At 64.9% G+C, this 16,422-nt stretch carries 9 protein-coding genes; 1 reads left to right on the top strand and 8 read right to left on the bottom strand.

The window, feature by feature from the left end:
• Positions 1-132: 132 nt before the first annotated feature.
• The 8 genes from LZC94_13645 to LZC94_13610 form a co-directional block, all read right to left on the bottom strand.
• Entirely contained in the window at positions 133-1,725 is a 1,593-nt protein-coding gene (locus tag LZC94_13645; GenBank protein ID WXB18293.1) for a long-chain-fatty-acid--CoA ligase, read from the bottom strand.
• Entirely contained in the window at positions 1,722-2,738 is a 1,017-nt protein-coding gene (locus LZC94_13640) for a TauD/TfdA family dioxygenase (protein ID WXB18292.1), read from the bottom strand. The genes LZC94_13645 and LZC94_13640 overlap by 4 nt, the downstream gene beginning before the upstream one ends.
• A complete protein-coding gene (locus LZC94_13635; GenBank protein ID WXB18291.1) occupies positions 2,735-10,597 on the bottom strand; it encodes an SDR family NAD(P)-dependent oxidoreductase in 7,863 nt (2,620 codons plus the stop codon). Before LZC94_13635 ends, LZC94_13640 begins: the two co-directional genes overlap by 4 nt.
• Positions 10,598-10,666: 69 nt before the next feature.
• Positions 10,667-11,035, bottom strand: coding sequence for a cupin domain-containing protein (locus LZC94_13630; GenBank protein ID WXB18290.1), 369 nt, complete (start codon positions 11,033-11,035; stop codon positions 10,667-10,669).
• Positions 11,022-12,140 carry a tryptophan 2,3-dioxygenase family protein gene (locus LZC94_13625; GenBank protein ID WXB18289.1) on the bottom strand — a complete coding sequence of 373 codons (1,119 nt, stop codon included), beginning with the start codon at positions 12,138-12,140 and terminating at the stop codon, positions 11,022-11,024. Before LZC94_13625 ends, LZC94_13630 begins: the two co-directional genes overlap by 14 nt.
• The gene (locus LZC94_13620; GenBank protein WXB18288.1) at positions 12,121-13,377 is read right to left on the bottom strand and encodes a pyridoxal-phosphate dependent enzyme; all 1,257 of its coding nucleotides are present in this window, start codon (positions 13,375-13,377) and stop codon (positions 12,121-12,123) included. Before LZC94_13620 ends, LZC94_13625 begins: the two co-directional genes overlap by 20 nt.
• The gene (locus tag LZC94_13615) at positions 13,364-14,176 is read right to left on the bottom strand and encodes an iron-containing redox enzyme family protein (GenBank protein WXB18287.1); all 813 of its coding nucleotides are present in this window, start codon (positions 14,174-14,176) and stop codon (positions 13,364-13,366) included. Before LZC94_13615 ends, LZC94_13620 begins: the two co-directional genes overlap by 14 nt.
• A complete protein-coding gene (locus tag LZC94_13610) occupies positions 14,154-15,710 on the bottom strand; it encodes an iron-containing redox enzyme family protein (protein ID WXB18286.1) in 1,557 nt (518 codons plus the stop codon). Before LZC94_13610 ends, LZC94_13615 begins: the two co-directional genes overlap by 23 nt.
• A gap of 372 nt (positions 15,711-16,082) precedes the next feature.
• On the opposite strand from LZC94_13610, the gene LZC94_13605 reads away from it, so the two are divergent.
• Positions 16,083-16,415, top strand: a complete 333-nt coding sequence (locus LZC94_13605; protein WXB18285.1) for a hypothetical protein — start codon at positions 16,083-16,085, stop codon at positions 16,413-16,415.
• Positions 16,416-16,422 lie beyond the last annotated feature (7 nt).

Genomic DNA, 16,422 nt, shown 5'->3' with positions numbered 1-16,422 from the left:
ACGAACGAGGGCGCATGATCGTTTGGTATTTGCCAAACCGTAAGAGGCGCTCGAAGCGGGCGTACGGAAGTCTTCGTTCCGTGGCCGGAAGGGGTTGTTCCGCGGGTTTTGCACATCATCCACGAAATGATGTCAAATGCGACGATCTTCACCCCGCCAATAAGGTTCGCGCAGCTCGCGTTTCAGGATCTTGCCGGATGGATTTCGCGGGAGCGATGGCACGAACTCGACCGCCCGCGGTACTTTGAATTCCCCTACCCGCCCCCGAACGTATCGAATGATGTCGCCCGGACGCAGGGTGGCACCTTCGACGGGGACGACCAGCGCGCGAACGGCCTCGCCCCAAAGTGGGTCGGGGACACCGATAACCGCGACATCGGCCACGTCCGGGTGGGTGCGAATGACATTTTCGACCTCGGCTGGGAAGATCTTTTCGCCGGCGCTGATGATCATATCGCGGATGCGATCGGATACGTAGAGGTAACCCTCTTCGTCGCGGAAGCCCGCGTCTCCGGTCATGAGCCAGCCATCCACCAAGGTGGTGCGCGTGGCCTCCTCGTTCTTCCAATAGTCGACCATGTTCGAGGGCGAGCGGATCGCGATATGACCGGTCACCCCCGGGCGGACGTCGCGACCGTTCTCGTCGAGGACGCGCACCTCCACCCCCGGGAGCGGCTTTCCAACGGCGCGCAGACGGGAATCGCTCGCACCAAGGTGCTCTTCGGGCCGCAAGGACACCACCACATTTCCCGTTTCGGTGCTTCCATACGCGTTGCAGAAGCCGCACTTGAAGACGTTCATCGCCTCTTGCAAAAGCGCGGTCGGGCACGTCGATCCGCCGTACGCAATGACCTGCAGGGAGGAGAAGTCGACGGAGCGGCACCCGGGCTCGACCAGAAGGAGCTGGATCATGGCGGGCGCCATGCACGTGGTGGCCACGCGATACGTTGGAATGATCCGCAATACCTGCTTGGGATCGAAGCCGCGCAAAAGGACATTGGTGCTACCTTGGCTCAATCCTTGGACGAGCCACCACACGCCGCCAATGTGAAATGCCGGCTGCGAGACCATGCTCACCGTTCGATGGTCCCAACCAAACCACGGATCGCGCGAATCGCGCAGGCTCCGTGCGACACCCAAAAGGGAGCGGCTCGACAGACGGACGCCTTTGGGGTGGCCCGTGGTACCGCTGGTGTAGAGGGTCACCACCACGGCCTCGGGATCGTAAGGGTGGGACGACCAGGACGGCAACGACGACGAGGAAGACGACGCTCCGCGCTGCCATTCGTCGAACACGGGTATCCCTACCCCGTTGGGCGCCGTCGCAAGGACCTTGGGGAGCTTCCCGATCTCGGCCGCGATGGCGGGCAGAAAATCGAGGCATTCGACGTCCACCAGGAGGAGCTTTGGATCCGCATGGGCGAGGATGTACGCCATTTCCTTGGGCGCCAATCGCGCATTGATCGGCACGTAAACGGCGCGCGCTTTGGCGGCTCCGAACATCAAAGCCACCGACTGCAGCGACCCTTTTCCAAGCATGCAAACGCGGTCGCCAGGCTCCACGGAGTCGCTTGCCAGGGCGTGCGCGGCTTGATTCGACCCGAGCTCGAGCTCACCGTACGTGAGGGTCGCATCGTCGACGATGAGCGCGACTTTGTCGCCGTAGAGCTGGCTCACGACCTTGGGCAGCTCGGCCAAGGTGTCGACGCCGTTCAAGAGCTTCATCGTGATTCCTCCGGTGAGCCTGCCATCGCGGTCAGAATGGCGCGAGGGCCGTCGAATGATCTTCGTCCATGTCCGACGAGCACATTGTCGATCATCAAGACGTCGCCGCGCTGCCATGGAAAGAGCACTTCGCCCGCCTCCACCAAGCCTCGCACCTCTTCGACGAGGGTGTCGTGGATGGGGGTGCCATCGCCAAAGAGCACATTCCTGGGGTATTCGATCTCGGGCAGGCGCGCGCGGACCCGGGGCGGCATTCGTGAAGGATGAAAGTTGACGACGTGGCTGAACCAACACTCTTCGCGGGTCTGCGGGTGCCGGCGAATGGCGGGGACCCGCTCTTTCCAGATTAAATCATCCGACTTCGTCCAGGTGATGTCGGCCCCCGCGCGGGCCGCGGCTCGTTCGATGACCGATTTGTCGGTCGTCCCGTAGGTGCGTTGCCACGAGACGCTGTAGGGATAGCCGCTCTCGTCCAGCACCCGAATGTTGTTATCGAGGAGGCCCGAACCGTCCCCGCAGTGAAGGTAGCGCACGTACATGACCCCTTTCTCTCGAAAGAGCGCGGCCGTCTCCGGCTTCATGCGTCGGACGACGTCGCGCCCGTCGACGAGCGGCGTTTCACCGCGATTTTGGGGCGGGGTTTGGCAGAAAAAGAAGATGAGCGCCGTCCAGTTCTTGGTATGGGAAAGCTCGTTGTGGCAAGGCATCTCCACGTGGGGTGGATATTCCGTGGAGGTGTAGATGCCATCGGTAACCTTCTTCCGGCGCGCCACACCCGCGACGTACTCGATGAGCGCATGGCGCGAGGTCGCGCGCGCAACCAGCGCAAAGTCCTCGGGGCCCTCGATCTCGAAGCCTCGGAAGAGAATCGCCCCGCGCCGATGGATCAGGCGCTCGATGTCGACCTGGTGCGAGTGGCACCACGCGAGCAGCGTATCCACGTGCCGTGCACCGTCGTTGGGGCGAGGCTGCACGATGGCGGGCAGCCTCGCGTCGCGTATCGTGATCATCATCGGATCTCCTTCGGTTCGCGGAGCGTGCCGTCGCGCGGGGGCTCGGGTTGGGCGCGTCGACGGGGCACGGCTCGGGGGGCGGCCGCGAGAGAACGGGTGAGCCAATCATCGATGGCCCGGGCAACGGCGGCGGCATGATCGGATAAGACATTGAAGTGATGGCCCGGCACGTCGACGGCGTCGTGGGGCTCGGCCCAGCTCGAGCGCCAATCGTGACCGGGCGAAAGCACGGTATCGTCCATTCCGGGCATGGGCTCGGTGGCGCGCACGAACAAGGTGCGCGCCGCGATGGGCGATGGCCTCCACGAGTCGTAAAGATGGCGGTACCACGCATATGCGGTGAGCTCGCCGTCGGTCCAGCTCGCGGAAGGAAAGGCGTTTAGCCAGTTGCTTCGGAACATGGATCGCATGCGCGGAGAGATGCCGTGCATCGTGTACGTGTCGATCAGCACCAGCGCGGTCGGGAAGACGCCGGCGCTCTCCAAGTGCCGAACCACGTCGTGGGCAATCCACCCGCCCGCGGAGTAGCCTAGAATGGCGACGTTTCCATCGGGGGCGGACCGAAGAATTTCGTCGGCCTCGGCGCGCGCGATGGCCGCGCCATCGGAGGGCAAGGGCTCGCCGGCGCCGTAGCCGGGATGGGGGAGCACCCGTATGTCGCGCGATCCGTCGAGCGCCGAGGCGAGTCGGGCATAGGTCATGGCGGCCGGGATGGGAACCAAGGCGGAGATGCAGAACAAAGGTGGCGATGCCGCGCCGCGGGCGAGTTGCAGGGTCTTCGAAGGGCGCGCCTCGCAAGGCGGCGGAGCTTTGGCCGCGCGCGCCTCGCCCACCTCGCGGGCGCGGCGGATGCGTGCGGATGCCGCGAGGAGCTCGTCGCCGATATCCATCTCGTTGTGTTGCCAGAGGCGTCGGACATTGGCGATCATCGCTCGTTCGTCGAGCGCGCCGCGCTCGTTCGCGCCGCCCTCGTTCGCGTCGTGCTCGTTCGCGCCGCGCTCGTTCGCAACATCTTTGGCGGCGCTCTCCCCCGGGGCCGGCGCGTCGTGCATCATCCGCGCGAGCCGTGTGGCCGCCTTGTGAACGGTCGGCGCTTCGAAGAAGAGCGTCGCGGGCAATCGCAGACCCGTGACGGCCATCAGCCGATTCCGCAGCTCGACGGCCATGAGCGAGTCGAGGCCGATGCCTTGGAGCGGACGCTCGAGATCGAGCGAGCCTGGTCCCGTCATGCCGAGAACGGTGGCCGCCTCCGTGCGAACGAGGTCGCGCAAGGCCTCTTCACGTTCCGCGGCCGGCATGGCGCGCAAGCCTCGCTCGCGCGACGAAGCGCGTGCCGCGTTGCGGGCGAGCGGCCTCGAAGCGCGCGCTCCGGCCATGCCTCGGAGCACGGGCGGCAAGGTATCCGGACGAGCCTCGAGCTCGGCGAGCGCCGCCATGTCGAAGCGCGCGGGGGCGAGGACCGAATCGGGGCACGCGAGCGCGGCATCGAAGAGGGCCAACCCCTCGCGCGACGAGAGCCCCAGCACGCCGCCGCGTGCCATGCGCTGCACATCGACGTGGGAGAGGTGCGCGGTCATTTGGCTCTTCTCCGCCCAGTAACCCCAATCGAGGGCAAGCGCCGGCAGCCCGCGCGCCCGGCGGTGGTGCGCGAGCGCATCGAGAAACGCATTGGCCGCCGCGTAATTGGCTTGGCCCGGGGTTCCGAGCACGCCGGAGAGCGAGGAAAAGAGGATGAACGCCGATAGATCCCTCGATTGGGTGAGCTCGTGCAAATGGGTCGCGCCATCGATCTTGGCGCGCAGGACGGATTCGAGTTTTGCGTGCGTAAGGGAGGTGACCACGCCGTCGTCGAGGATGCCAGCCGCATGCACGACGGCGCCGAGCGGGTGCTCGGGCGCGATCGCATTGAGAAGCGCTTCCAGCGCGCCGCGGTCGGCCACATCGCATGCCGCCACGCTCACGCGCGCCCCCAGCTCTTCCAGCTCCGCCACGAGCGCCGTCGCGCCCTCCGCTCGAAGACCCTGCCGCGACGTCAAAAGAAGATGCTTGGCCCCGTGCCTCTGCACCAGATGCCGCGCCAGAAGAGCCCCCAAGGTCCCGGTACCTCCCGTGATGAGCACGGTGCCCTCGGGGTCGATGGGCCGCGGCAAGGTGAAGACCATTTTTCCCACGTGCCGCGCTTGTCCGAAGGAGCGAAAGGCATGGGGCGCATGGCGTATATCGCGCACGGTGGTGGGCAGAGGGCGCAGCACGCCACGCGCGAACAGGGCCATCAACTCGCCCAGCATTTCTTGAATGCGATCGGCTCCGGCCTCGGCGAGATCGAAGGCCCGATACGCGACACCGGGGTGCTCGATGCCGACGGTATGCGCATCGCGAAGATCCGTTTTTCCCATTTCGATGAAACGACCGCCCCGCGGCAAAAGGCGCAGCGATGCATCGACGAGCTCCCGCGCGAGCGAATCGAGGACGACGTCGACCCCGCGCCCATCGGTGACGCGCCGGAAGTGATCCTCGAATGCCGTGGTGCGCGACGATGCCCGATGCGCTTCATCGAAGCCCAGCTCGCGCAAGGTCTCCCATTTGCCGGGGCTCGCGGTCGCAAAGACCTCCGCCCCCAGGTGGCGCGCAAGCTGCGTGGCGGCCATGCCGACACCGCCCGCCGCGGCATGAACGAGGACGGACTCGCCCGCTCGAAGCCGTGCCAGATCGACCAACGCGTAATAGGCCGTAAGAAAGACCACGGATACGCCCGCGGCCTCCACGAACGACCAGCCCTCGGGCATGCGCGCGATCAGGCGATGATCGGTGATGGCGATGGGGCCAAAGGCAGCAGGAAGCAGCCCCAAGACGCGATCGCCGGCGGCCACGTTGGTGACCCCTTCGCCCACCTCGAGAACGACGCCGGCCCCCTCCCCGCCCAGCGGACGCGCTTCACCCGGATACATGCCGAGTGCGTCGAGTACGTCGCGGAAGTTGAGCCCTGCGGCGTGGACCGCGACGCGCACCTGCCCCGGGCCAACGGGCGCCTGCGCCGGGGGGTACGGGACGAGCGCGAGGCTCTCGAGGGTACCTTTGGTCTGCGCCTCGAGATGCCACGCCGCATCGGCCGGAACCGGCAAGGCATCGGGCGCGGCCCTAGGTGCCCGGTGTGCCTGGTGTGGCCGGTATGCCCGGTGCACCATGCGCGGCGCCAGGCGATGCCCGGCGCGCAGGGCAAGCTGCGTTTCGGTCGGATCAAAACCGGTGAGCAAGCTGCGCCACGAGTCCGCACTGTCGTCCATGTCGACGAGGACGATGCGGCGATCGGGATTCTCGGTTTGCGCCGAGCGCAAAAGACCCCACAGTGGGGCGTGCACGAGATCGGCGATGTCCTCGTAAGCATGGGTCGCGAGGGTGCCGCGGGTGATGACCACGAGCGAGCACGAAGCGAGCCGCTCGTCGGCGAGCCACCGTTGGACCCCATCGAGCGCGCGCCGCGTGGCCTCGTGTGCGGCGGCGGCGATGTCCTGGGGCGTTGGAAGCGGACGAAGCGGAAGAAGCGAAAGAAATGGAAGGACCACAGCGTCGGGCGTGGCAGCGCCCCCGGCGAGCGCGCGCTGAAGTGCGGCGAAATGCGAATAGCGATGGCATCGAACGGCACCGGCCGCGGTGAGCGCTTCGAACACCGCGTCGGCGGGTCCAGGCGCGCCGGCGTCGGCGGCAGCGTCCACCCAAGCCGCGTCCACCAAAGCCCAATGGCGTGATTGCACCGGCGGCGTCGCATTCGGCAAGGGAATCCACTCCAGCCGCCAGAGGGCATCGCGATGGACGACCTGCGCGGCGGACCCGCGTGCTCCGCGCACATGCTCGGCGGAAGCTGTGCGACGGGTGAGCGATTCGATGCGCGCCACCGGCTCCCCCGCGGCATCGGCCACGAAGAGCGCGACCGCGTCGGCCGGCTCACTCACCCGCTCGAAGCGCACACGCAAGGTGGACGCGCCCACCGCGCGCAGCGACACACCACTCCACGCAAAGGGAAGCGCGACATCGGCCGCACCGTCGATGCGCTCCGCCGCGAGCGCATGCAACGCCGCGTCCAGCAACGCAGGGTGCAGGGCAAAGCGATCGGCCTCCTTGGCGGCCGCATGCGGCAGCTCGACCTCGGCAAAGAGCGTATCCCCATCTTTCCAAACGGCGCGCAGCCCCTGAAAGGCGGCGCCATAGACGAGCCCCGCCCCGGCGAGACGCGCGTAGAGCCCCTCGATCGGGAGCGGGATGCCCCCCGGCGGAGGCCACGTGTGCAGCTCGAACGGCGCTTCGCCCGGTGCCGCGCCCCCCAAAAAACCCGTGGCGTGCCGGGTCCACGAGCCGTCCTGCAAAGCTCCTTGGAGGTCGCCCGCCGGTTGCACATGCAGCGCAAACGACCTTCGGCCCGTTTCATCGGGTGCGCTCACCGACAGCTGCAAGCGCAGGGTGCCCTCGGGTGGAAGGGCGAGCGGCGCCTCCAATGTCAGCTCGTCGACCCGGTCGAGCCCCAGATGATGCGCCGCCGTGAGCGCGAGCTCGACAAAGGCGGTCCCCGGAACGATCACGGTGCCAAAGACCACGTGACCCGAAAGCCACGGCTGCTCGCGAAGCGATAGGATCCCCGTAAAGAGAACGCCATCGCCATCGGCCCGCGCGACCACCGCGCGGAGCAGAGGATGCTTGGCTGCCATCAATCCGGAAGACGTAAGATCCGGCTTTCGGAGACTCCGAAACTCGAACCAAAATGCTTCGCGCTGAAACGGGTAGGTCGGCAGCTGCACCTTGCGACCGCCCCGCGTACGAAAAAAGCGATCCCAATCGACCCGCAGGCCGCGCACGTGCAGCTCGGCCAAGGACCCTACGAGCCGCGCGAAATCGCCTTCGTCTCGGCGAAGCGAGCCAGCGACCGTAACGGTGACAGCGCCCGAGCTCGGCGCGGGTGCAGACTCGAACATTTCGAGCAGCGCGAGCGAAAGCACCGGGTGCGGGCTCACCTCCACGAAGAAGCGATGCCCATCGTCGAACGAGGTTTGCGCGGTATCGGCGAATCGAACGGTCTGCCGCAAATTGCGATACCAATACGACGCGCCGAGCGCGGTGCCCGCCAGGACGGTGGACGTTACGGTCGAATAAAAGGGAATCGATGCTGGACGCGGTCGGATGCTCCCGAGCTGCGCCAAGAGCTCGCCCTCGACCGCCTCGATCGACGCGCCATGCGACGCGTAATCGACCCGGACCTTGCGGGCGAAGACTTGCTCCGCCGTGAGCCGCTCGAGCAGCGCATCGACGGCCGAGGGATCGCCCGAGATCACCGTCGCGCGCGGGCCGTTGATGCTGGCGATCGAGAGCCGCTCGCGCGCCCCCAACCGATCGAGGTGCACCTGGAGCTCGGGGGCGGAGAGCTGCACGGCGGCCATGGCCCCTTTGCCGGCGAGTTGCAAGAGCGCGCGGCTGCGCAGGGTCACCACCCGGGCCGCGTCCTCGAGCGATAATGCGCCCGCCACGAACGCGGCCGCAATCTCGCCCTGACTATGCCCGATGACCGCATCGGGCGCGACGCCCAGGGTCTGCCACACGGCCGCGAGGGATACCATCACCGCAAAAAGCACGGGCTGCACCACGTCCACGCGCTCCAACGAGGCGCCTCCCTCGTTGGCCTCGCGCCCCTCGAGCACCGCCGAGAGCGACCAATCGACATACGGCGAAAAGGCCCTTTCGCATGCTTCGATTTGCGCGCGGAACACCTCGGATGTTCGAAGAAGAGGGCGCGCCATCCCCGCCCATTGCGAGCCTTGTCCGGGAAAAACGAAGACCACCTTGCCACCACCGCGCGGAGCGGCGGAGACACCCCGCACGGCGTGCGCGGTGGGGCTCGCGACGGAGAGCTCACCACGCGCCAACGCGTCCAACGATTCCAACAGCTCCTGCCGATGGTGCGCCACGATGCCCGCGCGGTGCTCGAAATGCGTGCGCGCCAGGGCGAGCGAATGCGCCACGTCCACCAGCGCCATATCCGGGTGGCGCTCGAGATGCTCCCGCAGCTGCCGTGCCTGCGCGCGCAGCGCCCCCTCCGTGCGGCCGGAAAGGAGCGCCGGTAGCGCGATGTCCGCCGACGAAGCGCGCGCGCCGGCGCCATGGTCCGTCTGTGTGCCCGGCGCTTCCTCCAAAACGACATGGGCATTGGTCCCGCTCATACCAAAGCTGCTGACCCCCGCGCGCCGGGGCCGCCCCGCGGGCCATGGGATCGCGCGCGTTGGCACCTTCACCGGCAGCTTGGCCCATTGGATCTTGGAGCTTGGATTCGTAAAATGCAGATTCGGTGCAATCGTCGCGTTCTTGATTTGAAGGACGGTCTTGATCAGCCCCCCTACCCCGGCCGCCGCCTCCATGTGCCCCAGGTTCGATTTCGCGCTGCCCACCCACAAGGGGCGCGATGCATCGCGGCCCGCGGAGAAAACCTCGCCCAGGGCATGCATCTCCACGGGATCGCCCAACGGCGTTCCGGAGCCGTGCGCCTCGACGTAGTCGATATCGGCCTCCGAGCGACCCGCGCGCGCGATCGCGCTTCGGATGACCCGTTGCTGCGCGGGGCCGTTGGGGACGGTCAAGCCTCCGCTGGCACCGTCTTGATTGACGGCGCTCCCGGCGATGATGGCCAAAATCGAATCGCCGTCGCGGATGGCATCCGATACGCGTTTCAATAGAACGACGCCCACGCCTTCGCTTCGTCCATAACCATCGGCCGCCTCGTCGAACGATTTGCAGCGGCCGTCCGGGGCCAGCATCTGGGCGCGTGAACAAAACAAATGCTGAAGCGGCGACAGGATCATGGCCGCCGCGCCCGCAATGGCGGAGCGGCATTCGCCGCGACGCAAGCTCTCGCATGCCAGGTGCACGGCCACCAACGCGGACGAGCACGCCGTGTCCAGGGTGACCGAGGGACCGCGGAGCCCCCATACGTACGAGATGCGACCCGAGGCTACGGCCGCGGACACCCCTGTAGCACACGCGATATCTATCTCGTCTTCCGACATATGCTTTGCAAGATGCGCAAAGTAGTCGTGGGTGGTCACACCAATGAACACCCCCGTTTCGCTGCCATAGAGCTTCTCGGCAGATACCCCGGCACCCTCGAACGCCTCCCAAACCACCTCCAGAAGCACCCGATGCTGGGGATCGATGTAGGGCGCCTCCCGCGGTGCCACGTTGAAGAATGCAGGGTCGAACCGATCTTTCTCCGAGAGGAAACCGCCGCGCCGGGTGGTGATCGTCCCGAGGGCTTCCGGGTTTCGGCCGTCGTACGCGTCCTTGTCCCATCGGTCGCCCGGGATCTCGGTGGTGGCATCGACGCCCTCGATCAACAAGCGCCAATAGTCATCGGGGCTGCGCACGCCGCCCGGGAAGCGACAACCCATGCCCACGATGGCAATCGGCCCGTCCATGGGCTCGTCCCGCGAGGACGCGGATGCAGGCTGCGCGGCCCCATGGTCCGACCTAGGATCGTCCGATGCAGGATCGTCCGATGCAGGATCGCTGGCATGTGCCGCTCCGAGCACGAGCGCCAGCTTCTCCGCCAAAGCCTCCACATTTGGGAAATCGAAGAGCATGGAGCTCGGCAGCGACAGATCGAGCTCCGCGTCCAAGAGGACCCGGATTTCCGTGGCCCTCAAGGAGTCGATGCCCGCAGCCATGAAGCCATCCCGCGGGCCGATATCGTCCGGTTCCAAACCGACCCGGCGCGCGACCTCCCTGCGAAGAAACGCCGTCAACACGGTCGTCCATTGCTCCCGACGCGCTGCGCGCAGCGCATCGATCAGGCGCGGGACGCCCGTTGCTTCACGCTCGATCATGTCGAATCTCCCAACTCGGGCTATGTGAACCGATTGAATCGATTGAATCAGATGGAACCGATGAAGGACCTAAAGCGGCTTCTTCGTCGCCTTGCGGATGTAGGGATCGACGCCGGCCATCATGTCCTTGCGCGGAGGGCTGAAGATGTCCATGGTGACGGAGTCTTCCAAGTACGTCGTGGAATGGGGGACGTTGCCGTGCACCATCCACGACGACCCCGGCTGGTCGAGGAGGCGCTTATGCCCCGCCGACTCGAAGATCGCCTTGCCCGAGACCAGATAGTAAAATTGTTCGTGCGGATGCGTATGCGCCGGCAGATCGACGCCCTTGTCCCAGAACCAAAGCACGATGGTCATGTTCTCGGAGCTGACCATCTTCCGGCGAACCCCCTCCACGATGATCTCCTCGGGCACGTTCTCCCAATCAATCCAGGCCATAGCTCATCTCCTCGGTAAACTTGGTCACGGCCGACCAAAGCTCGGGCACGATGCGAAACTCCGCCCCCTCGAGCAGCGCAGCGACGGGCCGGCCCTGCTTGGATAGGGCCTCGGGGCCCAATTGCCGCTCGGCCAAGCGAAAGTGCGCATAGCGCCATGTTCGTATCCAGCCGTCGAGCTCGAAGATGCTCCGCAACAATACGTGCACGTCGTAATGCGCGGACGGCTCCCGTAAGACGGTGACGATATCCACCCCTCGCCGCGCGCAGATCCTCTCGACCGCGGGCGCAAGGCTCTTTCCCACCTCCAACAGGCGACGGAAGCCGGGGGAGTCGGCGCCGTTTCCGGCATAGGCTTTTTGGCGCAGCACCGCAAAATCCTTCGGTGTGATTCGCTCGCTGAGCTCCAATTGGGCGACCAGGAGCTTCTCGACCATCACCGCGCGGGCCACCCGATCGCCGGCTTCGGCGAGCCGGTCGCCATGCATGGCCGCGACCGCGCGCGCGACATCGTCGAGCAGCACCTCGAGCCACAAGGCGGTGGTCAGGTGCGGAACGAAGAAGAGGAGCTGATCGGGGACGATGCGCTCGTCGGCCGGTGGCAGCAGCGCCAGGAGCTCGGCGTAGCGGGTGTATTCTTCGTAGCGGGTCGGAGGGATCGGATCCTTGGGTGCGCGGTACTGTGGGACCACCTGACCGTCGGCGCCGCGTACTTTGCTGAACATCAAATGGCGAATGTAGGCGCGTTCGGTCAGGTAGAAGCGATGGTAGCGACGGGCCGGGATGATCAAAAGATCGCCGGGCTCCACCGTGCATTTCATGAAGCGATCGTCGGTGGAGCGAATCTCGAAGACGCCCTCGCCCTCCAAGCAAAAACGCACCTCGGGCTGCTCATGGCAGTGCTCCCGGATGACCTTTTGCGTGCGCGCCTCGAAGTCGGGCACCTCGGGCGAGAGCGTGCTCTCGTGGAACTTCGGGTAGTCCAGCGCCTCCATGAAGGGGCGCCATATTTCCGGTACGGTATCCACCTTCTGGAAGTGGATCCCTTCGGCTCGAACGCGGGTCTCGGGGATCACGTCGTCCGTGTCAGACCAAACTGCTCGCATGCATCCCTCCATTGGTGCTCGGGGAGGCGGGCGCCCATCCATCCTTGGTGCGAACGACCCGCGTGTACGTGGTGACGTGGTGCTCGGGATTTCGGTCGCTGCCGGTGAGCGCCACCAAAATGCGATCGTCGCGTGACATCTCGCCGCGCTCCACCAGCTTGCGGATGCCCGCGATGGTGGTCGAGGCCGCGTGGCATACCGAGATGTTCTCGCACTCGAAGATGGCCCGGCGCGCAGCGCGGATTTCCTCCGCCGTGACGGATACGAAGCTTCCACCCGTGCGCGACAACATTTCGTACACGTACGGATACGTATCGGAGTGATCGCCTTTGAGCAGCGCGTCGGCGATGCCGTCGGGGTTCTTGATGATATGGCGCGGCAAGATGGTGTTCGAGCCCTCGAGCCATGCGTGGACTTGCGGAGCGCACGTCGATTCCTGCACGAGCGCCATCTTGGGAATGCGATCGACCCTGCCGAGCTCGCGGTACTGCAAAGCCCCTTTGTACGTGCCGTACGCGCCCATGGCCGTGGACACGCCTTGGACATACCAGTCGAATGGGGTCTCGAGCTGATCGACGGCCTCGAGGTAGGTGAGCTTCAGGCCCTCGCGGCGCCCGATGTTGAAGAACCCGCCCTCGGACGGCACGTTGTTTTCGCACTCCCACTTGCGGGAGAAGGCAATGGCCTCCTTGGTGGTTACGTCGTTTCCCTCGAGGACCCAAACGTGAATGCGCCGGTTCGAATCGAATGTGAGGCGATCGAGCCAGCGCTCACCGATGAAAATGCTATGCTCGAAAGGTGGGTTCAAGATGCACGCCCGGGCGAAGGCCGTCGAGCTGTTTCCGGTGGCCGACGAGGTGAAGTGCCAAACGTTTCGCTCTTTCAAGTACGAGAGCACCACCTCCGCAGGCCGATCCTTGACGGTGCCCGTGGGGTTCTTCGTCTCGTCCTTGAGGAACAAATTGGGCAGCCCGAGCTGTTTCCCGAGTTGGCGGGCATGAACGCACGGCGTGTTGCCCGCTCCCACCGAGATGCAGTGCGATGGGTCCGCAACCGGGATGAGATCCCGGTAGCGAAGGATCGGGCTCGATTCATTCGCGTAGATGGCGACCTTTCGAAGATCGTACGCCACATCGATGGCGCCCGAGCAGGCATCGCATCGCGTGCGAAAACCCTCGGAAGGATACCGCCTTTGGCATCGCATGCAGTACTCGTAAAACCGGTCACTGGAGGGCATTGGCTCCTCCTTTCCCGCTTACCTTTGCCGGGAGGTCTCCGCCCGAGCCCGCGCAGCGAAGGGAATCCGCGCAGCGAAGGGAATCCGCGCAGCGAAGGGAATCCGCGTAGCGAAGGGAGACCGGCCCGAGCGCGCAGCAGTATTCGCGATTGGCATCGAACCATGCGTGCATCGCCCCTCGAATGCGCTCCCGAGCATCGACGCTCGTGCCAAAGTGCCTTGCCAGATCGAAGATGTCGTTGGCGTCGTCCACATCCCCTTCGGCGTGAACGGAGAACCATTCCACATCGGCGTCCGTCAGACCGTACGATGCGCGCAGCGCCTGGGAGATGACGCCAAAGACCTTTGGTCCGACCGTCTCGCGCGCAAGAAAGGCGCCGAGCAGCTCGAGCCAGCTCGCCGTCTCCGCGGCGAGCACCAGCCTGTGCGTCTCGGCATCGCTCGGGAGCACCGAAGGGTGCGCGTCCTCGGGCAAGCCCAAGGCTTCGAGGAATCGGGCATAGAGGACGGGGTGCGAGCGCTCGTACGATCCTTCACCGTACTCCACGGAGACGCTGCGCCACAAATTGGCGCGACTCCGAAGATCCGGGCAGGTTCGAAGCAGCGCGGGGAGGATGTGTTGATTCAAGACCAACACGCGATTCCATCGCCCGAGCCAAAACTGGCGGGCCTCCGCCAAGGGAAGTCGGCCCTCGACCAGCTTGCGCATGGGGTTTTCGAGGGGGCTGGGGCGCAGGTACGCGTCATCGCATGCACGACGCAGGTCGAGCTCGAACTCATGCGGTAGTTGTCGTGACATCCAACTTGCTCCAAGTGTGAGGGGGGTGCGCTCGCTCGACGAGCGCGGTGTAGGGCGATGCATCGAGCGCGCGTTGGAAGGCGCCCACCACCAGTTCGTCGGCCATGCCCGCAGGCGCATAGCGTGCGAGCAGGTCGATGCCAATCTCGAGACCCAAGGCCGCGTCGCGCAGGGCTCGGTGGAAGTAGCTCCCGTGCAAATCGGATTCGCCAGGACCGAACGGCGCCGCAAGGAGCGCCCGACGAATCACCGGCAGGCACTCGAGCGCAATGAGATTGTCCGCCACCAGACCCCGCGCAATGAGCTCCGGGAGCGACCACTGGAGAAGCTCCGACCTGGAGACCGGCTCGCGTTGAACGCGGCTGGATTCACTGCCCAGGGTCGACAGCAGATCGTCGAGCAGATTGGCCGCAGGGCCCTCGGTTCGTTTGGAGCCATAGCTCGCGTGCGCGGCCTGCCAAACGAGCACGCGCGCGTCGAGATCGGGGCATATTTGCAGAAGGCGCGGTGCCATGACGAACTCCCACGCGTGCACCGCACGGCGCATCCGTTCGAGCATCTCGCGTGCGAACCCGATTTGCGTAAAGCGAACGTGGAACGAATCCTCCGACAACCGCTGCCGCAAGGTCGTTCGCAGGAGATGCAAAACCCTGCGGATAGGGGCCTGGCTCGCATCGTCGGCCATACGTTCGAGGGCCGCGTCGAGCTCCGGATCCTGCTCGTCGTCCTTTGCGGGCGAGGCAAGCGAGGCAAGCGAGACAAGAGACGCCGATGTGACGAGCGAGACGGGCGATGCCCAATCCGTGCCCTTCGTACGGGTCGTGCTCGAGGAATAGTCCGCGAAGCGATAGCGCGGCTTCGCCTCCAGGAGGCACCCGGTGACGGCGTAGCGGCCGCTGTCGAATGCCGTATCGACGATTCGAGCGACCGCGTCCTCGTCGGCCTGCGATTTCACCGAGGTGGCAAGAAGGTCGAAGAGGATCTCGGTGTCCTTCTTGTCGTGGGTTGCATGGATCGAGAAGTAGGAAACATCGGACGAACGGAGACCGTAATTGCGCCTCAATGCCTCGAGGATCACGGGAAATACCACGGGTCCTTGGGTCTCGCCGACGAGGAGCCGCGCCAGAAGCTCGCACCACGACATCTTGCGAAGGGCTGCAATCTCGGGCGCGCATGCGCTGGACAGCGCGAGAAGATCGGAGCTCTCGTGCGTATCGGACGCGGATACCCCCAGCGCGCGCAAGAAGCGATTGAAAATGGCGGGATGTGCAGCCTCCACCGGGGGCCCAAACTCCACGGAAATGACGGGAAGCAGCTTGCTTCGCGCCCCTTCGCTCGGGCTCTCCTCGAGCAGCCTGCCCAAAAGCACGCGATTGAACACCGCGAGGCTGTCCCGAAGTCCTACGTAAAATATTCGGCACTCTTCGATCGGAAGACGATCGTTCACCAGGCGCCAGAGTGGATTGTCCGCGGTCGGCTCTCTTCGGTACTTCGAGTCGACCTGCTCACGAAGGCGACGTTCGAAGTGTGTCATGGGGCATCCACCCCGTGGAATTGGCCTCGACCTACGCGTCGGGGTGCGGTCATCGTCTTTTGCACGAACTTCAGGTCCGTATGCATTGCACGAAGTCTCCCATTTATCGAAATCGCGTGGATTTCGCCGATTTTTGGTTTGTTATCGGACGCGGTTGTCATCGGGCGCATGCAGGCCCGCCGTGCGTCACGCTGCGGTGAGCACATTTCTGACGTGCACTCTGGTATCACACGCATCTTTTAAGGCAAGGGTTGCCGCCATTTAAAATCTTTAATTCGACGGCCCATTAAAATTAACGTTACATCCCCCCCAAATACTATGTTCGAAAGCATCTGCGACCGATGCTCCAGCACCTCAATCGTTCGTACAAAAATGGTCTTTGCACATCAGTGCGAACATCGAAACGGCACCAATTGTTATCTATTTGACAACACACACGGCGGCTACAATCCGCAGTCGAATCCCATGTTCTTCGTGTACTTCGTGTTCTTTGGGCTCTTCACGCTGTTCATGTTTTTCGCGTTCGCGCTGGTCGTGCTCTTCGCGCTGGTCGTGCTCTTCGCGTTCTTCGCGTTGGTCGTATTTTTCGCGTTTTTCCGCACCATGATCCATTCGATCAGGGTCGCCATCGCGCTCATCCTCAGCCTGGATTTGGCTGCGCAGACGTCGATCGAAGGAGACGCGTGGCGCTTTGTCACCCCGTGACATCGGG

Source organism: Sorangiineae bacterium MSr11954 (genome assembly GCA_037157815.1).
Classification (GTDB): Bacteria; Myxococcota_A; Polyangia; order Polyangiales; family Polyangiaceae; genus Pendulispora; species Pendulispora albinea.
This window is presented reverse-complemented; position numbering and strand designations above follow the sequence as displayed.

Coding starts and splice junctions, on each gene's coding strand:
- LZC94_13610 (WXB18286.1), bottom strand. CDS start 15,710: ATGACACACTTCGAACGTCGCCTTCGTGAGCAGGTCGACTCGAAGTAC.
- LZC94_13625 (WXB18289.1), bottom strand. CDS start 12,140: ATGCGAGCAGTTTGGTCTGACACGGACGACGTGATCCCCGAGACCCGC.
- LZC94_13645 (WXB18293.1), bottom strand. CDS start 1,725: ATGAAGCTCTTGAACGGCGTCGACACCTTGGCCGAGCTGCCCAAGGTC.
- LZC94_13630 (WXB18290.1), bottom strand. CDS start 11,035: ATGGCCTGGATTGATTGGGAGAACGTGCCCGAGGAGATCATCGTGGAG.
- LZC94_13620 (WXB18288.1), bottom strand. CDS start 13,377: ATGCCCTCCAGTGACCGGTTTTACGAGTACTGCATGCGATGCCAAAGG.
- LZC94_13605 (WXB18285.1), top strand. CDS start 16,083: ATGGTCTTTGCACATCAGTGCGAACATCGAAACGGCACCAATTGTTAT.
- LZC94_13635 (WXB18291.1), bottom strand. CDS start 10,597: ATGATCGAGCGTGAAGCAACGGGCGTCCCGCGCCTGATCGATGCGCTG.
- LZC94_13640 (WXB18292.1), bottom strand. CDS start 2,738: ATGATGATCACGATACGCGACGCGAGGCTGCCCGCCATCGTGCAGCCT.
- LZC94_13615 (WXB18287.1), bottom strand. CDS start 14,176: ATGTCACGACAACTACCGCATGAGTTCGAGCTCGACCTGCGTCGTGCA.